The organism is Schaedlerella arabinosiphila (assembly GCF_003885045.1).
In the GTDB taxonomy this organism is placed as follows: Bacteria; Bacillota; Clostridia; order Lachnospirales; family Lachnospiraceae; genus Schaedlerella; species Schaedlerella arabinosiphila.
In genome coordinates, this window is record NZ_RHJS01000002.1 from 2,010,365 (window position 1) to 2,036,158 (window position 25,794).

The 25,794-nt window shown below is 43.5% G+C and carries 25 protein-coding genes; 4 read left to right on the top strand and 21 right to left on the bottom strand.

All coding sequences use genetic code 11. The features are described 5' to 3' along the window. Positions 1–7: 7 nt before the first annotated feature. The 9 genes from EBB54_RS09965 to EBB54_RS10005 all read right to left on the bottom strand — a co-directional run bounded on the left by EBB54_RS09965 (position 8) and on the right by EBB54_RS10005 (position 9,346). Positions 8–424, bottom strand: coding sequence for a hypothetical protein (locus tag EBB54_RS09965; RefSeq protein WP_125127316.1), 417 nt, complete (start codon positions 422–424; stop codon positions 8–10). Further along, the gene (locus tag EBB54_RS09970) at positions 414–1,859 is read right to left on the bottom strand and encodes a hypothetical protein (protein ID WP_125127317.1); all 1,446 of its coding nucleotides are present in this window, start codon (positions 1,857–1,859) and stop codon (positions 414–416) included. The genes EBB54_RS09965 and EBB54_RS09970 overlap by 11 nt, the downstream gene beginning before the upstream one ends. After that, a complete protein-coding gene (locus tag EBB54_RS09975; RefSeq protein ID WP_125127318.1) occupies positions 1,856–2,212 on the bottom strand; it encodes a hypothetical protein in 357 nt (118 codons plus the stop codon). Before EBB54_RS09975 ends, EBB54_RS09970 begins: the two co-directional genes overlap by 4 nt. Before the next feature lie 384 nt (positions 2,213–2,596). Continuing rightward, entirely contained in the window at positions 2,597–3,337 is a 741-nt protein-coding gene (gene qatD / locus EBB54_RS09980) for a Qat anti-phage system TatD family nuclease QatD (protein WP_125127319.1), read from the bottom strand. Continuing rightward, complete coding sequence (gene qatC, locus EBB54_RS09985) at positions 3,318–4,679, bottom strand: Qat anti-phage system QueC-like protein QatC (RefSeq protein ID WP_125127320.1); 1,362 nt, start codon at positions 4,677–4,679, stop codon at positions 3,318–3,320. Before qatC ends, qatD begins: the two co-directional genes overlap by 20 nt. Next, positions 4,676–5,494 carry a Qat anti-phage system associated protein QatB gene (gene qatB, locus EBB54_RS09990; protein WP_125127321.1) on the bottom strand — a complete coding sequence of 273 codons (819 nt, stop codon included), beginning with the start codon at positions 5,492–5,494 and terminating at the stop codon, positions 4,676–4,678. The genes qatC and qatB overlap by 4 nt, the downstream gene beginning before the upstream one ends. An 11-nt stretch (positions 5,495–5,505) precedes the next feature. Continuing rightward, positions 5,506–7,383 carry a Qat anti-phage system ATPase QatA gene (gene qatA, locus EBB54_RS09995; protein WP_125127322.1) on the bottom strand — a complete coding sequence of 626 codons (1,878 nt, stop codon included), beginning with the start codon at positions 7,381–7,383 and terminating at the stop codon, positions 5,506–5,508. A 268-nt stretch (positions 7,384–7,651) separates the two neighbouring features. Continuing rightward, positions 7,652–8,431 carry a class B sortase gene (gene srtB / locus EBB54_RS10000; protein ID WP_125127323.1) on the bottom strand — a complete coding sequence of 260 codons (780 nt, stop codon included), beginning with the start codon at positions 8,429–8,431 and terminating at the stop codon, positions 7,652–7,654. Between the two features lie 6 nt (positions 8,432–8,437). Further along, positions 8,438–9,346, bottom strand: coding sequence for a tyrosine-type recombinase/integrase (locus EBB54_RS10005; RefSeq protein ID WP_125127324.1), 909 nt, complete (start codon positions 9,344–9,346; stop codon positions 8,438–8,440). A 473-nt stretch (positions 9,347–9,819) separates the two neighbouring features. Between EBB54_RS10005 and EBB54_RS10010 the strand changes: the two genes are divergently transcribed. The 4 genes from EBB54_RS10010 (at position 9,820) to EBB54_RS10025 (ending at position 13,272) form a co-directional block, all read left to right on the top strand. Then, positions 9,820–10,704, top strand: a complete 885-nt coding sequence (locus tag EBB54_RS10010) for a hypothetical protein (protein ID WP_243127608.1) — start codon at positions 9,820–9,822, stop codon at positions 10,702–10,704. A gap of 247 nt (positions 10,705–10,951) precedes the next feature. Further along, positions 10,952–11,191, top strand: coding sequence for a DNA-binding protein (locus tag EBB54_RS10015; protein ID WP_330554455.1), 240 nt, complete (start codon positions 10,952–10,954; stop codon positions 11,189–11,191). Then, positions 11,188–12,651, top strand: a complete 1,464-nt coding sequence (locus EBB54_RS10020; RefSeq protein ID WP_125127327.1) for an RNA-binding domain-containing protein — start codon at positions 11,188–11,190, stop codon at positions 12,649–12,651. The genes EBB54_RS10015 and EBB54_RS10020 overlap by 4 nt, the downstream gene beginning before the upstream one ends. A gap of 12 nt (positions 12,652–12,663) precedes the next feature. Next, the gene (locus EBB54_RS10025; protein ID WP_125127328.1) at positions 12,664–13,272 is read left to right on the top strand and encodes a helix-turn-helix domain-containing protein; all 609 of its coding nucleotides are present in this window, start codon (positions 12,664–12,666) and stop codon (positions 13,270–13,272) included. A 252-nt stretch (positions 13,273–13,524) separates the two neighbouring features. On the opposite strand, the gene EBB54_RS10030 is transcribed toward EBB54_RS10025, so the two are convergent. The 12 genes from EBB54_RS10030 to EBB54_RS10085 form a co-directional block, all read right to left on the bottom strand. Continuing rightward, on the bottom strand, positions 13,525–13,713 hold the full coding sequence (locus tag EBB54_RS10030) for a cysteine-rich KTR domain-containing protein (protein WP_125127329.1): 189 nt from the start codon (positions 13,711–13,713) through the stop codon (positions 13,525–13,527). 77 nt (positions 13,714–13,790) lie between these two features. Next, positions 13,791–14,972, bottom strand: a complete 1,182-nt coding sequence (locus EBB54_RS10035; RefSeq protein WP_125127330.1) for a MalY/PatB family protein — start codon at positions 14,970–14,972, stop codon at positions 13,791–13,793. A 94-nt stretch (positions 14,973–15,066) separates the two neighbouring features. Then, on the bottom strand, positions 15,067–15,765 hold the full coding sequence (locus EBB54_RS10040) for a cyclophilin-like fold protein (RefSeq protein ID WP_243127609.1): 699 nt from the start codon (positions 15,763–15,765) through the stop codon (positions 15,067–15,069). A 34-nt stretch (positions 15,766–15,799) separates the two neighbouring features. Then, positions 15,800–16,408, bottom strand: a complete 609-nt coding sequence (locus EBB54_RS10045) for a LysE family translocator (protein ID WP_016216685.1) — start codon at positions 16,406–16,408, stop codon at positions 15,800–15,802. After that, positions 16,405–17,268, bottom strand: a complete 864-nt coding sequence (locus EBB54_RS10050) for a DUF3737 family protein (protein ID WP_193554349.1) — start codon at positions 17,266–17,268, stop codon at positions 16,405–16,407. The genes EBB54_RS10045 and EBB54_RS10050 overlap by 4 nt, the downstream gene beginning before the upstream one ends. Before the next feature lie 154 nt (positions 17,269–17,422). Continuing rightward, positions 17,423–18,007 (bottom strand): DapH/DapD/GlmU-related protein, encoded by a 585-nt coding sequence (locus tag EBB54_RS10055; RefSeq protein WP_125127332.1) that lies wholly within the window; start codon positions 18,005–18,007, stop codon positions 17,423–17,425. Between the two features lie 206 nt (positions 18,008–18,213). Beyond that, positions 18,214–19,326, bottom strand: a complete 1,113-nt coding sequence (locus tag EBB54_RS10060; RefSeq protein WP_125127333.1) for an aldo/keto reductase — start codon at positions 19,324–19,326, stop codon at positions 18,214–18,216. A 58-nt stretch (positions 19,327–19,384) separates the two neighbouring features. Beyond that, a complete protein-coding gene (locus EBB54_RS10065; RefSeq protein WP_243127610.1) occupies positions 19,385–20,332 on the bottom strand; it encodes an alpha/beta hydrolase family protein in 948 nt (315 codons plus the stop codon). Between the two features lie 82 nt (positions 20,333–20,414). Continuing rightward, the gene (locus EBB54_RS10070) at positions 20,415–21,062 is read right to left on the bottom strand and encodes a cyclophilin-like fold protein (protein WP_125130713.1); all 648 of its coding nucleotides are present in this window, start codon (positions 21,060–21,062) and stop codon (positions 20,415–20,417) included. Between the two features lie 247 nt (positions 21,063–21,309). After that, complete coding sequence (locus EBB54_RS10075; RefSeq protein ID WP_243127611.1) at positions 21,310–23,667, bottom strand: ABC transporter permease; 2,358 nt, start codon at positions 23,665–23,667, stop codon at positions 21,310–21,312. A gap of 15 nt (positions 23,668–23,682) precedes the next feature. Further along, the gene (locus EBB54_RS10080) at positions 23,683–24,444 is read right to left on the bottom strand and encodes an ABC transporter ATP-binding protein (RefSeq protein WP_125127334.1); all 762 of its coding nucleotides are present in this window, start codon (positions 24,442–24,444) and stop codon (positions 23,683–23,685) included. Between the two features lie 3 nt (positions 24,445–24,447). Further along, positions 24,448–25,731 (bottom strand): phenylacetate--CoA ligase family protein, encoded by a 1,284-nt coding sequence (locus tag EBB54_RS10085; RefSeq protein ID WP_243127612.1) that lies wholly within the window; start codon positions 25,729–25,731, stop codon positions 24,448–24,450. Positions 25,732–25,794: the final 63 nt, after the last annotated feature.

The following is a 25,794-nucleotide window of genomic DNA, read 5'->3' on the forward strand; positions in this document are numbered from 1 at the left end:
GCTCCTTTCAGACCGGCAAAAACTTGCTTTCCTCCGGGAACACCTGGTGGAATAGCTCCAGATAGCGTCCGAGGCCTACCGAAGTTAATGGTTCTTTCATTGATGTTTCACTCCAGCAGATCATCTCCTCTTCCGGAATACTATACGGTCCCGGAATAAACCTGTTGCCATCGTAATGTGGACAATGAGGCTTAATAATCTGCTCCATGTCCGCTTTCGTTGTAGCCGCCATTATGTATCTGCATTTCTTTTCCGCAATTACACATAAGAGGCCGGGCATATAGCCAAGCATCTCATAATGGTGCAGATAATCTTGCACCTGCCTCATCGCGTCAAAACGCAGATTCCTGACTGAATCAGTCATATCCGCCACAATCAGTTCCGCAAAATACGGCAGCATAACAATTGTAAATTCATCCTTCATGGATTCCCTCTCCTTTCCGATTTGTCAGTGCAGATACGCTTTCCTCCCAGCCTGACGTGCAGAGCTTCTCCAGAAGCGGTTCCTCAAGCAGATATCCTGCTATCAGCGGAAGACAGCGCCCATACTTGGTCCTCAGCATACGGTAATCCAACCCGTTAAAGCGCACCCTGTCCAGGCCGTCCATATCTTTGGCAATGGCATAAAGCCTGCACGTGCGCTTTTTATCAGCATCTGAAAAGCCGGATATGCTCTGTATTGCCTGAATCCCGGTTTCATCATCCCGGCAGTGGTATGCAATCAGCAGTTCCGCCATGCGGTATTCCTTCCGGGACAGATAAATTCCGCCAAGCCAGATGGCTTTATTCCGGAGCCACTGGACTGATTTGTCTCCATGGAACTCGTCCTCACCCTCCGAATCACGCCCGATGTCATGGAACAGGCTGAAATAGATCAATATCCCTTTATCCGTTTCTGTCAGTTCTTCACCGGAATTATAAAAATAAAGCAGTGAGAGCAGCAAAACGCGGAAAATGTGCTTCAGCCCATGATACTGAAACGGGCTTTCGATGGGATAACCCAGTTTTTTGGCTGCACTGCTGTACCGCATGAAATCAGCCGTTGCCGGCATTAGCATTGCGGGAACATAATCTTGGGTAGCAGGAATCATATCTTCTGCAAAAAATTCAGTTATGCTCCCAGGCCTTACAATGATTTCATTCTCATTGCGGAAAGTTGGCAGATAAGCTACAACCTGTTCCGGCCACACACGGGCAACCAGCAGCTTTGTGCCACGCCCGCTGCGATTTGCAAACCAGAGCGCGTTAATTGGATTCGTGGTCCATGATATTGCCTTTTCCGGCGGCTGTGATAATTCCCCCATTCCCCGGTAAACCGTAATCCTGCCATCCGTTTCTGTCTGTGGCAGTTCGGGAGCCGGAGCATAAGAAAAAACATACTCCAAAACATCATCGCGCCACAGCCCGTTGGCATAATCAATCCGAATATGGATAGACAGCCACACATGAAAAACCTCATCTGTGTCAATATCCCGATACCGTTTCTGAAAATCAAAAATCTGCATTGGAACCGGGACATCACGGGAGTAAAACCCACGCCAGTCTTTCTTGGCAAGAAGCCTGCTTCCACTGCCCTCTGAAAAGTTCATCATTGCAATCTTGAGCAATATGTCCAGATAAGAACGCTGCAGGTAAATCTCAAAATAACGGCCATTCTCATAATCAGCATAAAAAGCATTCTGCAGCCTCCGCGCCGGATCACAGACAACCTTTTCAATAGAAAGGCCAGCCTGTTTCATATGTGCGGAAAGCTCCTCATAGGTCAGTCCATCACAAGACATAGACTGGAGCAGCTCTGGAGTCAATGCCTCAAACCGAGTCATACAGCCCCGTATTTCTTTTAAAAGTTCATTGCTCATGGCATTTCACACCTCCCCATGCCTGTGGCATATGGAAGGAGATATTCCATGTCATACTGCTCCCCTGCATCCTCAAAAATCATCTCAGTTATGACGATATCTGAGTAACTCCCGGATTCAGCATAAATGCCAATCCTGTCAATCTGCATCTTCCGGAGACTGCCAATCTTTCCATTAGCGTATTCCTCATTGAAATAAACGCCTTTGTAACGGGCACGGAAACCGCCGTCCAACCGTTCGATATCACTCTCATCCCAGTTCAGGGATACTGTTGCGCCCGTAGCCAGTTTGACCTCAATATAGTCAATCACAAGGTCCTCCAAATCGGTACTGACGCTTAAATAAAGAATCATCAAATCATTTCCTTTCTGCATGTCTGCTAAAAATATTTATAGATACGGGTGCGCCAAAGGCTCCCGGAATGAAAAGTAAAGGAACCTTCCGGTTCCAGATCTATATAAAAAAAGCACGCAAAGAATGGAATCATTCTCCGAATGCTTTTGTTGCCCAGGGGCCAGTATGAAATTTGTAAAATGGAAGGGCAGGGAAGAACTCCCCTGCTTTCTTAGATTTGTGCCTCTTAACGAAAGAAGCATAAGAAACAAAAAAAGTGCCTGAAAGCAAAACTCTCAGACACTGTGTAACCGGAAAACTATAATCGCTGTAATGCAATTACTGAAACTAATGTAATTATTATAGCAAATTCATCCAAGTTTTGCAAGCTTCTACAAATTTTTTCAGAACTGAAAAATTTCTTTTGATGTTTCATTAATTATATGTGAAACATCGCTTCCAACTATATCGGATATCTTTGCCACTACTCCCTCAAGTTCTTTCCTAATCACATCAATATATTTTGTTTTTAACGCAAATGGAGCATCAGTCTCCAACAATATGCGTTCAAACGGAATAGCTTTTATTATTTCAATTCCTGATTTTGTTTTCATCATCCTTGGATTTATTGAAAAGTAACATCCCATTTCAATCGCTTTTTTTATCTGTGGAATAGACCCTGTAAACCAATGGAAAATATATTTATTGCTCTTTTGTCTTTTGTATGTCTCTAAAATTTCCAATACCTTATTTGACGATTTAAGAGAATGAATAGATATTACCTTTTCGCCACATTGTTCACACAATTTTATAATCTCGCTAAATACCTCTATCTGCAATTTCTTAGTCTGAATATATTCTTTACTAAAATCCAACCCTACTTCACCAATATAATGGCTTTGCCTGAACAAAGCTTCAAATAATTGCATATCATCATAACCACTAGAGATCAACTGTGGATGCATTCCTAAACCCACATAAATATTTTTAGAACTTCTGCAGCATTGTACTACTCTACTATATGCTTTCGGTGTAGTTCCCACTGCAAATAAACTTATATTAGATTTCTGTATCTCATCTATAAATTCTACCATGTCATCCATTAAATCCAAATGACAATGCGCATCACAAATCATCACTTTCATCCTCTTTTTCTAAATTATCTTGTATGAACGCATCTACTTCCAACAATCCCCGTATGTATATATCAGCTAATTCGTTTAAATATACATCCCCTTGTGGCAACGGCCCTGGCTTATGTATATATAACAAAGCGTTCTTTTCATTCTTTTTTATTTTGTCTATCGCATATTGAAAAGAACGTAATTGTATTCCCATCGCTTCTGAATTTTTATTTTGCATTTTACGGATTGACGTTTCTGTATAAATAGTCCCATCATTTCCAAAGGCTTTGTACATTGCCGCTCTTCTAATAATACAAGGAACGCAATAACCACAATGTTGTGGGCTAAGGCCTTTCCATCTTGCTTTTCCTGGCGATGAGCATGAAAATGATAGCTTCATAGTCTCATATAAGACATCCTTATTTTTACACTCTACTGCCATTTCACCTTTTGTTTTATTCCAATAAGGGTTTTTCACAGACATGTTTAATCCCAGATTCGAAAGCAATTCATTCCATAAAGAAAGGTAGAATGGGTGTGTAGTTCTCGTACTAAATGAGCCAACTCTTGTTTCGTCTAATGGTACATTTAAAGCAATCAATCCGTTTTCAGGAACCAACAGTTCTCTAACATTATCCATACCTGTCATTGCAAAAATTCCGTATCCAATAAAAAGAAACGATCTGCTCCTTGTATTATTATCATTACCCCCTCCAGGAATATAATCGCTTGGAAATACCATCCATAAATCCATCCAGGTATGTAGAATATCTGGATATATCGAATCCAATCTATCTATGATATTCTCTTGCGCATTCTTCGTTAGTCCTTCTCCAGCATGGCTTATCAGCAAAGTATTTTTCCCGCATTCCATCAAATTAATAGTACTTATAAGACTGTCCATTCCACCTGAAAACAAGGATACCCTATCAAACTTATTCGATTTCTTTTCATCTTCTTCCAAATCTATAAACTGCCACATTCTAGTGGAAAATGTAATTTTCCACAAATCTCCTGTAAGAAATTTAAGCATACGTTCGATAATAGAAACCTCATGGTTCCATAAGCCTACGTTTGACACTGGCACTTCAATTTCTATTTCTCTTGTCCAAGAATCCTGTCCATGCATGGCTCTTTCGATTCTAGTATCTGCCAAGTACACCATTGTAGCAAGAGATATGACATCAAATCCTAGTTCTGAGGGATATACCTTCTCTTTGTATAAACTTTTCCTAATATGACTTAAACCATAATTCAATTTTCCGTTGGAAAGCATAGGAACATCAACAATGATCTTTCCGTCCTCTTCGCACGAATTTATTTCTTCAACTTCATAATTCGCTTTTAGTCTATATCTATTCATTCATCTTCACCTGCACTTACCATAATATCAAAAGCTGTCTTATATACTTGATCCACTATTTTTAAAGAATCACCTTGTCGAATATTGCCCGCCTTAACCTTAAGATCAGTAATCGCATCAGATACAGAGCGTTTAACAAAATCTTTTACCTGAATAATCAAGTTATCTGATATAGAGCGTTCTTGTGGAAGCAAAATAATCTTATTGCCAATATCATTTGTAATTCTATTAAAAATTGCATTTGCCATAGTTCGCTCCACAATTACCATAATCTGATCCGAGTTTAAATCTTCAAATTTTGTTTCAGCTATTTCTGGCGACTCTTCTATTGCAGAAATGTAAGCTGACCTTGCAATACCCTCATCCTGTGGACCTCCATCTGGACAGACAAAATCAGTAATAGCAATAAAGGCCTCGTTTGCTGTTTTCTTGGATAGGTTTTCAATAGAAAGATATTCTTCAACGGCTCTTGCACCACCTGAAGCAAATACTCTTGCAACATTCAATAATCTTGCAGAACTGTTTCTTGCAGCACCCATCCTCCGTGTTGCATTTGAACTTCCACCTAAGGAATTTCTTATATAATTTGAAACACTTTTCCGTCCCAAACTACTATTTCTTCCCCCAGAATTTATATATCTGGTAAACTCTCCACGTGGTTCCCTAAATCGCTCCGCATCACCAATCGGTGGAATTTGAACATTACCAAAATTTTGCGTACTATCATTTGTTGTACCTTCATCTGGCTGATCTAACCATGATGGCACCAAAGGTGTGCTTCCCTTTTGTCCTCCATTATGTGTCGATGTACCCATGCATAATCACCTCACATATTCTGCAACGTAGTTTTAACAATCCTGGTACCGTTGCATTTTAGTTTCTCAAAATATTTGTTTAAGGCTTTTCTTTCTTCACAATCTTTTGGAATGGCCTTGTCCCATCCATTTATAATCCATATCCCAACTTTATCTGTTGGAATCGTATCTATGAAATTCACCAAATCTTTACGAAGTTCAGGCTTATTCTGAACCAAAATAGTTAATCCATCAATTCCTTTTGATTTTATATCAAATTGACCTTTCTCCATAATCTTTTGAGCAACAATTCCAAATACCTGTTCTGCTTCCTGATTTGTCAAATTTTTCATTTCATCTATACGTCCTGCGATAACCATTTCATCCCTAAAAAGTAAATCAATAATTTCTGACAGATTACTTTTAAACGTTGCTCCAGAAAAATAATCTATTTTTTCTTTGCATGCATAATAATATGGTCTCAGATCCTTACCAGTAATTTCTGGTTCCGCAGCAAGCCATTTATAGATTTTATTAAAATCATACCATCGTTCCTTTTCTTCAATTGTTGCATTATCTTCAGCCATAGCTTTTATTTCCTCAAGTATTTCTGGAATCTCATCCCATTTCCCTTCTGAATCCAAATGGCTCGGTAATGCTTTATAAAAATCGGTCTCATAATATTCAGCCAACATCATTTTTGCTAAAATTGCTAGTTCCAATTCATCATCATATCCTCGGTTCTTAGCGATTTCATAACGCAACAACAACATATTTATAAAACGCTTTATCTTTCTTGGATTCCCCTCTGTATTTTGAGCTAATAAATGACATATTTGTGTGGCTATCAATACCTCTTTTGAACACCTTTCATAATCGTTTCCGATGATTTCTTTAATATCATCAACTTTAAGTATCTCAACATTCCAAGGTTTTCTAATCCTAGATAATCCCTCATCCCGTAGTTTTTTATAACTTTCATTTTCATCTGATAAAACAGAACCTACCATAAGAATCATTATGTATATACAAGCTTCCACCTCACCTAATGCCGGGATCCTAAAAGGAATTTGGATCAACTTTTCCAAATACTTATTTGCAAAAGCATCACCTATATTATATTTATTTTCATCTGTAGCATCAGGAAAATGTTTTTTTACCGCATAGCGAATCATACTTTCGTCTGCTGCAATTACAAACGCTGTTTTATCTGTAAACATAAACAGTCTTACAGCTTCCAAAGTATTGATTGCCACCTCCGGCAAGCATCTGTCAAGATCATCAATTAGCACAACAAGCTTATCAATGGATGCATCATCCAGTAATTCGGAAAAATTTTCTTGAAACTCTGAGAATTCTTTATTGCTTGATGTATCTTCAGTAATTTTTGCATCCTTTAAATAACCACCTATAGTCTCAATCGCTCCTGTGACTCCTTCTTCAGTTGTAACAGTAGATTTTAGAGTATCTATTGCTGAAGATAACAAGGTAATTGGTACCGTTCCAGTAGCAATTCCTAAAGCCGTTTTTCCTGCTGTCTTGGCGACACTCATCCAATTTATATTTTTCCATAACTTTTTTAATATCTCTCCAGCTTTTGAACCAAGTTTCTCTTTTTTCTCAAGTTCTGAGATAATTGAACTCATCAAGGCTATTTTTGAGTCTTCAAATCCTTGATGTTTCCATCCATTAAAACGAATACATGAATATCTCTTTCCTTGTTGTGCCGGAGCATTACTTACCTCTTTCTCTACCATTTCAAGGATACTGGACTTACCAGCACCCCAGTCACCATGTATACCGATAGAGATTGGCTGATCTTTACTATCCCTTATAAGAGAAACTATTGTCTTTGCAATCGCTTCATTATTAAGCAAGTCAACCTTCGTTTCATTATCAGATAAAATCATTTTTTCATTCCTCCATATTGCATCATTTCCAATGATAATTTTAGCTTTATTAAAACTTTTTATGTCTCAGTAATTTTCTCATCTTCTTTATATCTACAAATTTCTTCTTTATTTTACCATGTCTTCGTGTTTCCTTCTACCTAAAATCTAAAATATCCTAAGCAAATTTAACATTATATCCTTGTTATGCTTTCTAAAAATATAAAAAAGTGCAAATTTACATATTGTGTTCATTTGCACCTTCACATTACCCATTTATATTCAAAATTTAATTTTCCTTCATAATTCCCAACAGCACAAACCTCGCATTATCAAACTCATAGCTGCAAGTTGAAAGCGTCACAATCCTGTCTGTGACTGCCGGTGTGATTTCACTTTTAAAACAGGAGCGTTCTTTTGCCTCTTCCAGCCATTCCCCAAACTCCACGTCAGATTCCAGCTCGATTTCCCACGCATTCTCCTGAACACTTGCCACATAACCGGCAAAAATCTCAACCCTGACATTCTGTTCCGGCATCATCAGTAAAACAACCGGATGCCCCTCATAAAATCCCTGCTTTTTATATTCTGTCAATCCAGAAAACATGGTACCGTTTTTCATGTGGTGCCCATAGATAATGCTGTGCCGGTCTGACAAATCCGGCGAGTTCCGGCTGTCCAGGAAGATACATCCCGAACCATTCCATTTACCGTTGAATAAACGCTTCAGATAATATTGGTTGTCCGTCCCCTGCACCACCGGATAGTTAATTTCTGTATCCTCAATATAAATCCAGGCCACAATATCCGGATTGATTTCACTAAGTGCATCAAAATCTACGGCCGGCCAGCGAAGGTCAGGTTCCCCCTCTCCAGACTGGCTTCCATTTTCTTCCTCATCTCCGCTGTCTTCTGGGGCCTCATCCACCCAGACATACTGCTCTATCTCAGTATAGGAGGATTCCCCTTCACCATATTCCTTCAGCTGCCGATAAATCTGGAAGGCGCCTAACATAAAAATCCCTGTAAAAATTAAAATGAGTATTGTATATAATCTTTTCTTTTTCATAATTCTTCACAGCCGGTTGGCTTTCTCTTTCATCTCCTTTGCTGTAGGGTTACTGTAAATCAAAGTTGTCTGGACGTTACTGTGCCCTGCCTGGTTCGCTATCTCATGGATGGAATACCCACTCTCCAGCGCATGTGAGCAGACGGATTCAAAGAATCCGTCTCTCGCGGCAGTCGCCAAATGGACGTGCAAGCACGTCCGCATGGCTCGTTGCCCGCGGAAATAGTGCCGCAGCGTTTTCGGCGTGATACAATCCGAATACTGGTTGAATATCTGATTAATCCTGGAAGGAGAGAGTTTCCCACTCTGCCTGCTGACAAAGAGATATGGACTTTCTGACCTGCGCTCCTTTAAGTATTCCCGGATTGCATGGACAATTTTGTCATTGATATAGACCAGCCTCTGCTTATCTCCCTTCCCTACAACACGGATCTCTTTCGATACCAGGTCCACCTGTTCCAATAATAAACCGACACACTCCGTTCTCCGAAGCCCCGAATAAGCATACAGGGTGACAATGGCATAATCCCGTTTGCTCCCGCTCTCCAAAAGCCTCTGTCGGAACGCATCCACATCCCGTTTTTCAACGGTACAAGGGCTCGCATACTGCAGCTGCACTTTCATAAAATCTGTTTTCAGGATTACCGTTTCAGTCTGGGTTCCTTCGGCTATCAGGAACTCGTTCAGGCACCGCAGCGCAGATAAATGGTTATTTACGGATTTCGGGGAATAGCCTTTCAGGTTCCGCATATAGGAAATATACTCCAGCACATTTGCCCGGTACAGCTGCGGCGGCGCATTCCCAAAACTGAATTCGCACCACTCAAAATACTGGCGGATATTCCGGATATATGTTGCCATTGTATTTTGGGACTTCCCCAGCTTCTGCATATATAAAGCAAATCTGTCTGTCATCTTCCCACGCTCCTTCCTCATACTTTTCATTACACGGGAAACGAGCCGTTATTACAACGCAAACTGCAAACTGCCTCCATCTTCTGATTATGTCTAACTCATTTCATCTGCATCATCCGCTGATTATGTTTAACTGAATATGTAAAACAATCGGATCATTGCCTATGAGTTAAACACAATTAGCATTATGTTTAAGCTATACTGTAGATTTTCCCCCTAAAAACTTCTATGTTACTTATGGACTGCTATTCCTCTTGCCATGAAAATATTGTATAATAGAACACACATAAATGAATACTGATAGAACTCGGTAGGAAATAATTTAAATATTAGCAGGAGGCTCAATAAATGTTTGCAGTTCAGATGCCAGCAAGCAGTCAGATTATGACGATTTAGTTGTATTTTATGTATGTCCTGTATGTGGAAGATACGAAATCCATTTTGATTTATCCTCAGATGAAATTGATTTTGACTTGAATCAGTTGGGTTCTTATTTTATCTATAACGGCTTTAAATATGGGATAAGCGAACGCCGATATTATTCCAATAGAGATAAGGAATGGTGTGATGAATGGAGTAACAAATGTAAAGAAGGCGATATTACACATGGGCATCCCGTCTTTTTATCAAAAGAAAACGTTGAAAACTGGTACCCTAAAATATTTTCAGAAAAAATTGACAGAATTTTGTTATTTTTAAATAAGGAAATAAAACATATTGGTGAAGATGTTACCTTATCAAAGGAAGAACTGTACAGCGCCTTTTTTGTTGATAGATTTGATTACAGCACAGGAAAGCGGGAAGAACGAGATACGGACATACAATTAAAACAGGCAAACTATATGTTAGACTACTTAGCCGACCGAAATTACATACGCAGTAACATAGGAGGCAATTGGTGGAGCGATAACAATACAACCATAATGTCTCTATTGCCAGAAGGTTATGCAAGAATCGACGAGTTACAAAAGAGTACAGCGAATGGTAAAAACGTATTAGTTGCCATGAAATTTGGAGAAGATACAAAACCGCTCCGGGAAGCCATTCGAACAGGCATCTGCAATGCTGGATATATTGCAATTTTTATAGATGAAGTGCAACATAATGATTTTATTACGCCCGAATTATTAAAACACATAAAAAACAGTAAATTTGTAGTTGTGGATCTTACACATCAAAATAACGGGGCTTATTTTGAAGAAGGCTATGCAATGGGGCTTGGTAAACCTGTGATTCAGCTCTGCAGGACTGGTGTGAATTTGCATTTTGATGTCGCACAGAAAAATACGATTATGTGGGATACCGAATCTGATATTCCGCAGCGTCTTAAAAACCGGATTATAGCCACAATCGACTGAGCGACAAGACTTTACTTCATATAACCGGCAGATTTAGAAAACGCAACCATAAAACGAAATACCTGCATCTTGATGATAACATACAAAAGCAGCAAACCATTTAAACAGGTTTGTTGCTTTTGTATTCTTACCCCATACTATTTCTTTCATGGCTCATATTTCCCGTAATCTTCTTGATATTATTCCGCAAACTGAATATAATATATTATAAGAGCTGTTTCGTGAACCCTATCATCAAAAATCTGTTATGGAAAAACAAGAAAGGAACCGGAAAATGAAATTTTTGACAACAACTGAAACCGGTAAAAAGTGGAACCTGTCTGCCCGCCGCGTTGGGGTCCTTTGCAGTGAAGGGCGGATTCCTGATGTGCAGAAAACCGGAAACACCTGGCTCATCCCGGAGAATGCAGAAAAACCCGCCGATGCACGCATTAAGAGTGGCAAATATATAAAATCCAAGATTGAAACGGAGGAACAGGCAGAATGATTGATATGGCTTCTATTTTAAATTCAAAAGAACATGTTAACATGGAAGTAAAGGCAGCAGGCAAAGGAATTCCAAACAGCATCTGGGAAACCTATTCGTCCTTTGCCAATACATTTGGCGGCACAATCATCCTTGGTATAGAGGAGGATAAAACAACAAAAGAATTTATCCCCAGAGGCATTCAGTATCCGCAGCAAATGCTCTCAGATATCTGGAACACACTGAACAACCGGCAGAAAGTCAACACAAACATTCTTCTTGATCATCATGTTTACCATACTGGTTATAAAGGAATGACATTTATCGTAATTGAAGTGCCCCGTGCCGACCGCCGGGACAAACCTGTTTATGTTGGGCAGGATATGTTCAGAGGGACTTTCCGCAGGAACCATGAAGGAGACTACCACTGCTCTGCAGAAGAGGTAAAATCCATGCTCCGCGACCAGGCGGATACCACTCAAGATGCCCTTGTGCTTGAAAATCTGCTGATTGGCGACCTGAACCAGGAATCTGTCCACCGATACCGGATTCTTTTTAACAACTTGAAACCTGACCACATTTGGTCAAAGCTGGGCGATGAGGAATTCCTCCTGAAAATCGGCGCCGCAAGGAAAAGCCAGAATGACGGCAGAATCCATCCCACCCTCGGCGGCCTGATTTTTTTCGGAGATTTTATCACTATCACCGATGAGCTTCCGAACTATTTTCTTGATTACAGGGAGCGCCTTTCAGGTGATACACGCTGGTCTGACCGTGTAAGCTCCGGTGATGGCACCTGGAGCGGCAATATCTTCGACTTTTATTACAAAGTAATAGACCGCCTGACTGCAGATGTAAAAAAACCGTTCAAACTGGATTCCAATTTACTGCGGATAGATGATACGCCTATCCATAAATCCCTGAGGGAATGTCTCGCAAATGCCCTGATCCACGCCGATTTTTATGGCCGACGCGGCATTGTGATTGACAAAGAATTCCGTAAAATCACGATTGCCAACCCAGGCACATTCCGTATCAGCATTGACGAAGCTATCGCAGGCGGTATCAGCGATGCGCGGAACGGGAGGATTTTTAATATGTTTGCCCTTATTAATGTGGGTGAACGTTCTGGAACAGGTATTTGCGATGTATACCATGTCTGGGACGAGAATGGGTTTAAGAAACCTTCTTTCGTTGAAACGGTTGACCCTGACCGTGTTGTCCTGACTCTACAGATAGAAACTGATGGCAATCCTGATGGTAATGATGGCAATCTTGATGGTAATGATGGCTATCTCACACAGAATGAAATGCTTGTATTACAGGTTATAACCCAAAACCCAGGCCTGTCTGCCGCCAAGATCGGGTCTCAAATCGGTATCTCAAAACCATCTGTGGAACGGGTTCTCCGATCCTTAAAGGATAAAGGGCAAATCCGCAGAGAAGGCTCTACTCGCGGCAAATGGATTATATTAAAGTAAAGGAGGTTGAAAATGCCAAAGCAATTCAAAACAGCAAGACAAATCAATAAATTAAAGGTAATTGAGGCTGCCGAAAAACTTGGCGTTTCCCAGCCAACGCTCAGCGCCTGGGAGGGGGAGAGGAAATCTCCCTCCATAGACAGCCTTGAAAATATGGCCGATCTTTACGGGGTCAGCGCCGATTTCCTGCTTGGCCGCTGTGAATCCCATATCCAGGATTCCAGTCAGCCCATTTCCCTGCAGTCATTGCCAGCGTTTCATGGCAGGCCGGTATGGTCTGCCACATATGGATGGCTGCTGGTGAATGCTGCCGACAGGGTTCTGACATTTCCTGACGGCCATACCCTGCCTTTTATGGACATAGTCGGTGAATTATTTACCTCTGCCCTTCCCTTTTCTGAAGCAGAACCGCCGAACGAGCAACCTCTGTCCCGGTCTGAGGTTAACAGGCAAAAGGAAATCTGGCTGGAACCGATTTCCCCAGACTCGGATTTACGAAAAGAACTACAGGGATGGTACCGTGTCAAGGACCGTTTTGTCGAGAATGAGTATGGGAGCCGGTTTTATCTGGATACTTACGGCTCCAAATGGCTGGCATTTACTCCTGAGACTAAAGCATAAAAGAATCCGACACCCTGCATCCATTGTATACAAGGCGTCGGATTTTGATTATTCATGCTTTCTGAACGGGCTGCCAAATATTCAGTTTTTATGTTCAGAGCATCATAAGGAGAAGAACATTTCTATTTTCTTCTTATATGCATCCCTCCATTTCCAACTGTATTCTTTCATCTGAAAAATCCACCGCCTCCTCTCTGTTATATGCTATATATAGAAAAGCCGCAGAACCAAGAATCTGCATCATCTGCAAATTCATTGGCTCTGCGGCTTAGCGGCTGGCTCCTGAATCACGGTTATTTGAAATTGTTCCACATCTATTAGAATTTCCTGTTTGCACTTTGGACAGAATACAGGGAAATTCTTCATGGTTGTATCTGCCCTGATTTTATCGCGGGTCTTGTATCCGCATAATGGACAATAGATCCAATCAGATTCATACATTTTCTTCTTTGTTATTTGTTTTCCTCCTAACGAAAGTTAACATCTTATTGTTTTACATATCATGTCTATAAACGGTATCAGCACATGTCAAGTGTCCATTTTTCATAGTCTCTGCTTCCTTCCACAAAGCGCTTCAGCCCTTCTTCCAGCTGGTTGCGGGAGCAGGCGATATTCATTCTGATAAACGAACTTCCACTTTCACCATACTGTCGTCCTTCTGACAGGTACAATCCTGTATGTTCCCGCAGATATCGTGTAAATTCCGTTGCACACCCCTGCATTTTCCGGCAGTCCAGCCACATGAGATAGGTCGCCTGCGAGGAAACCGGCTTGATCTGAGGTGCCTCTTTCTTCAGATAATCCTCTACAAAATTTTTATTTTCCTGAATATATTCTCTCAAAGCATCCAGCCATGCCTCCCCCTTCGTAAAGGCCGCCACCGCCGATTCTACTGCAAAGGAATTCGGCTCTGCAACCTCATCCGTGTTCAGTCCCCGCCAGACCTTATGCCGTAGGTTGGAATCAGGAACGGCCACTGCTGCTGTCTGCATTCCCGCCAGATTAAAGGCTTTTGTGGGAGCTATACAGGTAATGCTGCACTTTCTGCAGCTTTCCGAAACAGAAGCAAAAGGGATATATTCCTGGCCGGGACTGGTCAGGTCACAATGAATTTCATCCGAAATCACAATTACATGGTGTTTCCTGCACAGATCACCAACCCGCCCCAGTTCCTCCCGGCTCCAGATTCTTCCTACCGGATTGTGGGGATTACACAAAATCATCAGGGTAGTCTGCGGATCGGAAAGTTTTTGTTCCAGAGTCTCAAAATCCATATGATAAGTGTTTCCGTCATATTGCAGCGGACTTTCTACAATATTTCTTCCGTTATTCACAATGGAATTGAAGAAAATATTGTAAACCGGTGTCTGTACCAGCACATTTTCCCCCACTGTCGTCAGCTTGCGTACCATACTGGAAATGGCCGGAACCACCCCTGTACAGAAAACAAGCCACTCTTTTTCCATGGAAAAACCATGCCGCCGTTTCCACCAGCCCATATAAGCCTGATACCATTCTTCCGGCACAATGGAATAGCCAAATACACCATGGGCGGCTCTCTCCTGAATTGCTGCCTGAATCTCCGGCGCTGTCTGAAAATCCATATCTGCCACCCACATAGGCAGCTCATGCTCTTTTACATCCCATTTCAGTGAATGGGTATTTCTCCTGTCTACAGGTTTATCAAAATCGTAAGGCATCCTGCACCTCCAAACTTTCTGTCAAATTGATTTGCGAAAATCAAATACCCCGCTGCCTGCAGCGTGCATTTGACTGCCAAAGGTCATGTGGACCTTACTCCAGCGAGAATGTCACCGTCACATCCCCGCTTCCAAGGGCTTCCTCCCAACCGGTCAGATCATCCACATGCCCCAGTCTTGTATAGCTCCACGAATTGGAGCCATAAAATATAACAATCTGGTTTCCATTATATAAGACAATATCTCCTGCATGGGTTGTGGTCTGACTGTTGCTGGCAGGAAGGCTTGTTCCCAAAGAACCTACCTTTTCAAAGCCGGAATAATCACTCATCTGAATGCTCACCGGATTTTCCCGCATCATTTCCACAAACGAAGCTACTGCCTCATTTTCTTCTAATGTGGCTGAAAATACTGCATCGCCAACCTGTACCTTCATATTCATTACAGCCTCCTCTGCTCCATTTTGGATATCTGCTTCTGTGCCAACCGTTTCACTCATTTCCATTTCCGGTACAGTTTCCCCATCCTCCGTATCTGCTGCTGATTCTGTCATGTTTTCTGACTCATTGGAAATGGTGTCTGGCTGCATTCCCTCCGCCTTAGTTTCCGTGGAATCCATAGCCTCGGATTGAACATCTGCATTCTCTGATTCTTCAGAAAAATCAGACAGAGGTGCCCCTTCTTCCAGGGGAGATTCTGCCTGGTCAACAGGCATCTGTGCCTGTATATTTCCACATGCTGCCATCGAAAATATAACTATCACCATGCACAGCAAAGCCCAAAATTTTTTCATAGCCTACCTGCTCCTCTTTTTCTATGTTATCGTTTCATATGGGGAGTGCCTTTATAAAGACAAGGACTCCGAACAGGCTTAGAACTGCCCCGAAAATCCGGTTCACCCTCTGAAAACTGTTTTTTCTCTTCTTTTTTCTGGCCAGGGAAACTGCAGCAGTAAGTCCTCCCCACCAGAGATAGGTTCCAAGGAACACTCCCAGAACTACCAGCCAGCCATTCCCTTTTGTGCTGCCTCCTGCAATGCCGAACCAGGAGAAGGCAAACAGAAAGGTCAGGATTGCTGCCGGATTTGTGATTCCTACTGCAAATGATGTCAGAAACATCCTCCATCTTCCCGATACTTCTGGAACCTCCGTCTCTTCTCCTTTTCGGAAGAACAGGCGGATTCCCAGATACAGCACGATTGCTCCGCCCACCAGATGAATAACCGTCTGATGTTCCAGAAGGAAATCGGAAACTATGGTCAGTCCAAAGGCCCCGATTCCTGCATAAATGCAGTCTGCCACAGAGGAACCCATTCCCGTAAGGAGGCCGGCCTTTATCCCGTGTTCCCAGGTTCTCTGCACGGTCATGGCTCCTACTGCCCCCACCGGTACACCAAAGAGCAATCCAATCAGAATCCCTTTCAAAAGCAGGCTCATACTGCCTCCTTTAGTTCTCTTCTGCAAATTATCCTTGTCTTTTCCGGATCTACCTTATCTTTTTCAATAATCAGCTCATCAATGCTGTCTGCCTGGATTACCCCACCGGAAGGGTTCATCACGCTGTCAATCTTCCCGGTAACTTCTGCATCCACTGTAGAATATTCAAAAGCAAGGGTAGTATTCAGAAGCTTGCAGTTCTTCATTACCAGGTTATCAATGTAGCACATCCCCTGCAGGCTCTCGATGGTGCAGTTTATAAGTGTCAGGTTCTTTGCATTCCAGCCCAGGTATTCACCGGAGATAAAAGAATCATATACCGTCACATTCTCCGTGTTCCAGAAAGCATCCTTTGAAAGCATACGGGCATTGTGGATCTCCATATTCTTTACCCCGTCAAAGGAGTAGTTGCCCACCAGCTGGAAGTCCCTAAGCACCATATTCCGGCTGTTCATGGCGAAATAGTCGCCTTTTGCCGTCACATGGTCAAGCTCCACATCCTCGCAGTTCCAGAGGGTTTCAGCCGCATTGGGAAGGTTTACATTCTTCAGGTTTACACCCCGGCAGCGGCGGAAATTCTTGGGAGCCTCGATCACTGCGTCCTCTACCGTAATATGATCCGTATACCACACGCCTGCACGAGCCATCTCAAACCAGGTACAGTTTCTTGCCGTGATATTCTTGGCGTACCAGAAGGGGTACTTCCATTTAAACATGCAGTTCTCCAGCTCAATGTCATGGCTCTCTTTCAGCGGCGATTCCCCATCTGCAAAGATACTGTCATAGATTTTCAGATCCGCCCCTTGAAACAACGCTCTTTCTCCTGTCAAATACTCCTGTTTGATTTCTCTTGTCTTCATGATTTTTTCCTCCTAAAATTTTTAAACACAATTCTCTGCGTTCTCTTTCTCATCCTGCTGTTCTTTCCTGAACTCTATGATAAGGATACCGGACACAGATAACATGGCTCTAACATAAAAATAAACAATTTCTAAATGAATTCTTGCAGATTTCTCAACTCACCCGGCTATCCGCCTCCACCTTTTTGATTATCTTCGCAGGCACACCTCCCACGATTATACCGGGCAGAACATCCTTCGCAACCACTGCTCCGGCAGCTACGATTGCCCCATCCCCAATGGTGACTCCCGGCAATACTGTGGCATTTGCTCCAATCCAAACATTTTTCCCTATATGAATCGGCTTTGGAAAAAGATCTCCCCGGTACTCCGGGTTCTGCTCATGGTTTAAAGTAGCCAGAACAACCATCGGGCCAATCAATGCCCCGTCATCAATATAGATGCCTCCCTGATCCTGGAACCGGCATCCTCCATTAAAGAAAACATTCTTCCCGATATGAATGTTTTTTCCACAGTCCGTATAAAACGGTGGAAACATTCCAAAACTCTCATCCACTTCCCTGCCTGTAAGAAGGGAAAACAGCTCCCGTATTTCCTTCGGCTCACGATAACCGCAATTTATCATGGCGGTTATTTTCATTGCCTCCTGGCTCAGCTTTCCCATATACTGATGTACATCGGAGCCGCACAAAATCTTTTCCCCGGAATTCATAATTTCAATAAAGGTTTCTGTGGTCATAAAATCCTCCTGTACTCTTTGATCTTCCTTTTTGATTGCGAAAAAGCATTGGCGGTGCTTGCTCTTTCTTCATCCTGAATTTAGTATATAGAAGCATCAAACAAATAGTAAATACTTATATTTAATCAATTTCAATAGTAAATAACTATAAAAAGAACCCCTCTGCTGTATTTGTAAGCAACAGGGATTCTCTCCGTCAAAAGATATTAAATTTCTTCCAGCATCTTGTTCAGTTCTTTCAAAATTAGCGGGATATGGAATCCCTGGGGACAATGCCCTGCACAGACACCACAGCCGATGCAGGCTTCAGGACGCTTTTCCTTTGGCAGTTCTTTCAAATGACTGATACGCCATACACCCCCAATCTTTGCCTCATTATAATTTTTAAGTAAAAAGGGGATATCCAGCCCTTGTGGACAGTTCGGTGTGCAATAGCGGCATCCGGTACAAGCCACCGCAAGGTCGGAATGCTGAATTCTGGCTGCTCTCTTTATCCTTTCCTGATCTTCCTCTGTAAGAGGCTGTGCCTCCGAAAAAGTCCTGATATTATCTATGACCTGGCTCTCATTTGACATGCCGCTGAGTACCACCTGTACATTCGGAAGAGCCATCACCCACCGCATGGCCCAGGACGCCTGAGATTTTTCAGTATCTCCTGCCGTCAATTCCTTTGCCGCATCCTCTGTCAAGTCTGCCAGCAAACCGCCATGCACCGGTTCCATTACCATCACTGGTATTCCTGTTTCTTCTAAAATTTCATACAGCTCTTTCGCATCCTGAAAATACCAGTCATAGTAGTTTAGCTGAATCTGTACAAAATCCCATGTATATAGCTTTAAAAGGAATTTCAGCATCTGCGGGGTTCCGTGAAAAGAAAAGCCCAGATAGCGGATTTTTCCCTGACGTTTTTGCTCATCAAAGTATGCGATACATCCGTTCCGGACCATTTTTTCCGCAAAATGATCCTGAATACCGTGGAGCAGATAAAAGTCAATCCGCTCCATGCCAAGGCGTGTAAGCTGCTCCCCAAACTGCTTCCTATAATCTGGTTCTACCTGAAAATTGTATTTATCTGTCACATAAAAACTGTCTCTTGGGTAAGCTGCCAATGCTTTTCCCAAAAATTCCTCTGACTTTCCGCCATGATAGATATATGCTGTATCATAATAGTTGATCCCCTGCTCCATACACAGATCAATCAGACGCTTTGCTTTTTCATAGTCAATCAGGGAATCATTTCCGTCTTTTACCGGGAGCCGCATGACACCCATCCCAAGTCTTGATAATTTTATATTATCTTTGTAATCTTTATACTGCATACGCTCTCCTCCTTTTTCATTCTGGTATCACAAACAACATAACCTCCAACCAATCTGATTATCCGAATTGTTCTTTCAAATATTCTAAAATATAATCAGCGGCTTTCTCCACATCATTCCCATAGAAGCCATGCCCGGTTCCTGAAAATATTTCAAGCTGTGCTGACGGATACACCTGAACTGCTCTTTCCGAATAGGAAACCGGTACAATTCTGTCAGAGTCTCCATGCAGCAAAAGCACATCTTTATCATATTGCCCAATCACCTGATAAAAGTCATAATCCAGCAGGTCTTCCGCATATCTGCGGCCGACAGTCATTCCCATTAGGGTATATGTTTCGGGAATATCTTCCAGACTGCTAAATTCTTTCCTTGTATTATCCGCCATTACAAAAGCAGGATACAGCAGTATAAGTCCGTCCACCTCATCCTTGTGTGCTGCGGAAGTGACTGCTGATACTGCTCCGCCCTGACTTTCTCCCAATAAAGCAATGCTGTTTCCATCTACATAAGGCAGTTCCTGTATCATACTAAGAACCGCTTCCAGATCAGACTGTTCTGTAAGCAACGACATTTCTGTCATCGAACCATCGCTTTTGCTTCCAGGTCCGCCGCCGCAGAAATCAAAGCAATAAACTACATATCCATTTCTTGCAAGTATATCCGCATAAGCTGCTCCACTGTGATGCGTACCTCCAAAACCGTGACTATAAATAACAGCGGGCATTTGCTCTCCTGCATTCTGAGGGATATATACAATACCATAAAGCTGTTTTTCTCCATTCATGGCATATAATGTCTGTGTTTCATATGTAAATTCCTCTGTTTCTGTATCTGCCTTTGTACCATCCACCATTGTTTCTTGCATCCCACCAATATCCAATTCTTCAGCCAAATACTCCTCTGTATGAGAAGTTATTGTGTCAATGTCCTCCTTCCCGGCACATGCCGTCAACATTCCGATGCAAAATATCACAATCGCAAGAACACCTGCTGTCTTTTTCATCTTTTTCACCATTTTGTCTGCCTGCCTCGCATGATATCTTTATATCAATAAATCCATACCCATTCCTCACTCTGCTTTTCATTTACGGTTGTGAAATCTGGATAATCTTGTTTCCCCATCCTTCCAGTACCGGATTTTCTTCCACTGCCGTTATAAATTCTTCTGTCGCCTCAAATGTGCCGATCTTTGTATATTCTGCTGAAATCTCTGCATCATGGTAAAATAATACGATGCGGTTCGGATCTGAATAAAATACGTCTCCTGCCTTTGCTTCTGTCACCGTTTCTGAATTGGAGGGAATCTCATACCTGCTGGGAATATCATAATACTGCAGCACGCTGTAGTCCGCATCTGCATCCCGTTCATAGATAGGAAGCCTCCAGTCAGAAGTTCCTACATACCTCGCAATAGCTGCGGCAGTCTCATTGTCTAAAAGCGTCATCATAAATGGCTCACCGCTATCCCCGAACCGGACTTCCAGCTGTGTACCTCCACTTTCCGTTGTCTGATCCCCGCCAGTCTGATTTTCTATATTCCCTGTATCTATACTATTTTCAGAAAAATCGCCTGTTCCGGTATTGCTTTCCGGTCTTTGTGCTTCCGTCCCCTCCTCTCCGATGGATACGGTGTCCCTTACACTTTCCGCATCTCTATTGCTCTGGCCGCACCCTGCCAAAAGTGAAGCAGAAAGCGCTATGGCTGCCATCAATCCCATTATCCTTTTTCCCATATTTGTTCTGTAGTTGTTGTTTTTCATTTTATTTTCATCCTTTCTTTATTTCTGCCCATTTTTTCAGGGCATAATGGTATACCCCTGTGGTGTTTCCTTATTCCTGCCCTTCTCTTTAGGGCATAATGGTACATCCTTGTGGTGTTTACTTATTCTTTCCTGTCTTTTCAGCGCATGCCATCGCACCATCGCAGCGCTCATTCCTGTTTGCCTTCCGTCTCAGTTTTCCTGTCTGATACAAAACCTTTCATGTTTCCGCTGTCAACACATTCATATCCTCCCTTCTGATCCTGCCTGATAACAACCAGGCGAACCCAAAGAATAAAAGTATTACCATACTCCCCGGAAGGAGGACGCTTCCAAGCGAATTCCCCGATGCGAAATTACTGATTCCTGCCAGCCGCATAACGGTGGATACCACAGGGTCTGTGAATCCCATAGCTGCCAGTGTCCCGATTACTGCCCCGACTGCTGCCACAATTCCAAAGCGGAAAGCAAAGGAGAATCGAAGCATCCTGACAGAACATCCGATGGATTTATAGATTCCCATATCCTTCTGCTCCGCATCCAGAATCTTTGTTCCTGCCATTCCAGTCACGACACAGATAAATGCAGCGCTCACTCCATACAGGAAAAAAATCAGCATATGCATGGCAGAAATAATCCCAAACAGTCCCGGCCAGGAATTTTCATGGACATGGACATCCCCGCCCCAGGTCTGTTCCAGAGCTTCGGTAATGGCCTGTTTCTGTGAAGGATCTTCCAGAAAATAATGATAACACCACAAACGGCTGTCATCTTCCCCGATGGAAAGGTAGCCTTCTCTGCTCATTCCCAGATTCGCCCCCATATCATTGGCACAATGATAGATCCCTGAAACCGTAAACTCCCCGCTGCCTTTATTTCCCCGTATCGTAACGAAATCTCCCACATCTGCTCCCAGATCGGATGCCAGTGCCTCTGTCAGAACTACCTGGTCTGCCCCCATACTGGTCTGCCCTCTGCTGATGTGGAACCGTTCCGGCTCTGTAATGACATTTGCCGTGTAATTCGTTCCATTCACGGAAACACTGGGCATGGCCAGCAGATAGCTGTCTGTAATATCCGTATAGGAAAGTACCATCTGCTCCATTTCTTCAGCCCCAAGCTCCCCTAAAACCTGCACACCCAAGTCAAGGTCTGCCGGGTTAAAGGCATCCATCATTCCTTTCCCATCCTCTCCCAGCCAGCCATTCATCCGGCCTGCCAGGGAAGCAAAGAATACCAGAAATACCGCTACCAGACAGGCGCCCATGTAACGCCTCCTGCCTGTCAGGACCTGCCGCAGCGCCAGATGAAAAGAAAGCCCACCTGCCTGTATCCCGTTACGGAAAAACTTCGTTTCTGACGCAGATACGGTATCCAATTCCCCACGGATAGCAGCCATAGGAGCAATCCTCTTGATATTCCGAAGGCGCAGGATGCAAAAACTCACCGGAACCAGCAGTAGAATAGCGAATACCCCCATACAGGGCAGAACCGGAAAATGAACTGGAATCAGAACACCCGTAGTTGTGACCGTCATCCGGCTGATCAGCCCTGCTGCCGGAACCGCCAGAAGCATTCCCAGAATAACGCCACCTCCCATAGCAGCCCCATACTGTATTGTCAACAGCCCCGTCAGCCGCCCTCCGGTATAACCCATGGTTTTCAGAATACCGAGATTTTTCCATTCCTGCTCCACCAGACCGGAAATACTGTGCCCCATCACTGCCATAGCCACTCCAAACAGCACCAACGCAAAAGCCGCTAATATTGCAGAAAAAGCATTCTGGAGAATCCCCATAAAACCTGCCATCGTATCCGCACTGTGGATAAATTCCGTATACATGGAAAGAGGCGTGTTCTCCACCAGGATTCTGTTTACTTCCGAAACCGTAATGCCATCCTCCGCCTGAATATGGATCATAAGCCCATCCCTGGCCAGGGCATCCATCCCCGTTTCTTCTATGACGGAACCTATTTCTTCATAAGTCTTCTCCGATATCAGAAACCCTTTCATCCCAATCATGGAACTGCCCATAAAGGGGTCTTCATAATACCCTGCCACCGTCAGGCTGATCGTTTTTCCACCTCTGGCTATGGGAAAGGTAACCGTGTCGCCAGGTTCCAGATCCATCATGGATTTCATGGAAGGGGAAACATACACTTCCTGTCCCCCGATTTCTTCCGGAGCCTCTCGGTAGCCGGAAAGGTTATTTTGAAAAAAGCGGTACCTGCTGCCTGAAAGCGTCCAGGGAATCATCTGCCCCTGGCTGTCAGATTCCACACCGTTTGCCTCATATTCGGAAAAAATCAGCCTTTGGGCCTCCGCCGCCTCTACACCTTCCTGCTCCCGTATGCTTTCCATCAAAAACTCTATATCCGGCACATCCGATGCCCATGCGGTAAGGTCTCCAAAGCCCACCCTCTCCATCTCATCCCGTATATAGCTGTTTCCTGCCAGGACAGTTATCAGTACGGCTGTCAGAGAAAGCGCCGCCAGAAGCAGAAGGATTCCGATCCCCAAAAAACTTCCCTTATTTCTTTTCACTCCTGCCCGGATTATCATTCGATTTTCCAACATTTGACCATACACCTCCTACCAGCGAAGCCCGGAAAGCCACTGGCTGACCTCTCTTTCCCGCTGCTTTTCTTCCATTTCATTGTAAGGCTCTAAAGAGAGTTCATCACAGACTTTTCCGTCCTCCAGATATAGAATCCGGTTCCCTCTGGATGCAGCCCGCAGGTCATGTGTCACCATCAGGATGCTCTGGCCCTCCCTGTTCAGGTCAGTCAAAAGCCCTAAAACCTCACGGGTATTTGCCTGGTTTAAAGCGCCTGTAGGCTCATCGGCAAACAGAAGCCCTGGTCTTCCGATCATGGCTCTGGCGATAGCCGCCCTCTGCGCTTCGCCCCCGGATACCTGGGCAGGAAGCCTGTCTTTGGCTTCCTCCACATCCATCTGCTGCAGAAGGTTCTTTGCCCTTTCCCTTACTTTTTCTGCACTGTCCTTCTTGCCCACATACCCTGCCACCAGCACATTTTCCAAAAGTGTCAGGTTGCTGACCAGATGAGTCTGCTGGAATACAAACCCGAATTCCTCTGCCCGGAGCCTTGCCATCTGTTTTTCCGAAAGGCTGCTGATTTCCCTGCCCCGATAAAGCACATGCCCCCCGTTTATCTGATCCATGCCACTTAAACTGTACAAAAGGGTGGACTTCCCGGCTCCCGATGGCCCCATGATAACCGTAAAGTCTTTTTCATATATTTTGATGTCAATTCCGTCAAGGACTTTTGCTTCTGCCTTTCCCTGATGAAAAATTTTTGTAATCTTTTCTCCCTGTAATATGGTATCTGCCATTTGTTATGCCACCTTTCCCTTTAAGATCAAAGGTTTCTTCCCCGTCCGGGTATCCGGCAGGATTTCATTTACAAAATTCACATAGAACTGCACATAGTCCAATTTTTTCTCTGTCAGAATTTCTCCCATCTGCCGCAGCATTTCCTGCCTGATCCGATCCCTGGATGCATCATGTTCTGTCTCTGCGTACATTTCAAAGGTATCTTTCGTGGTCTGACGGAACTGATAATCTTTCAGCCCTTCGATACAGAACCCTTCAATCGCCAGTGGATGAAGGAACTCCCGGTTTCCCCTTCCATCTTCAAACCAAAGGACATCTTCATTCCTTCCCAGAAGCCCTACCGCTTTGGTAAATGGCTGTTCCCCTTCTTCCGGCGCCTGCAAAGTCAGGCGGTCGGAAAGACGATAGCGGATGAGCGGCTGTGCATAATTATAAAGACAAGTAAAATACATCACTCCGTTTTCCACCTCAATGACATTCATATCGTCAAACAGAAGCATCCCATCCTCCGGATCAGTTTCTACTCCCAGAGCCAGGGACTCACTGGCGCCGTAGAAATTGACAACCTGTGTCCCAAATATCTTTTCCAGCCAGCTCCGTAAACTTGCCCCCAACGGCTCGCCGCAGGAAACCACCCGTTCCACATCCAGGCTGACTTCCCCGTCCTCCATCAACTGTGCAAGAATCTTAACCGCCGATGGATAACCAATGACAATGTTGGGCCGGAATTCTTTTAGCTGCCTGATCCATTCCGCAACCGGTGTCTTGATGTCCAGATAAAGCTGGCTGGCGCCTACTCCATCAATGCCGTCTCCTACTGCCATAGCCCCGCCGTATCTCCCATCCGTGGCTGCAATATACACAATCCTGGGGCGTTTTATCAGCAACTTTAAAATCTGGAGCATGGACATCCCCCATAGAGCCGCCCGGATAATACCAGACAGCATCTGGTTCCAGGCTTCTTCATCATATACAAAATATCCAGGCTTTCCGGTGCTGCCAGAGGAATGGACGACATGGTATTTTCCCTGATAGGGCTTTCGGTCTACAGCTTCCCCTGCATCGAATTCCCGCAGGCTTTCCTGCTTTAAATCAGGCACTGTGACCAGTTCATCAAAATGTTCCAAAAACTTTTGCTTGTCAATGGTTGGAAAACAGGAAAGTGGCAGTGTGTCTAGCTGTTCTTCTGTAATTCCGGCATCCTCAAAAGCTGACCGGTAGTAAGCAGAATGTTCCCATGCGAATCTGAGAAGTTTACGCAGTTTTCCATCCTGTAGGGATTTCATCTTTTTTGCGCTTAACTTAACATTCTTTTTTAATCTGTATAAATCCGTTAAAGTTTTTAAGTA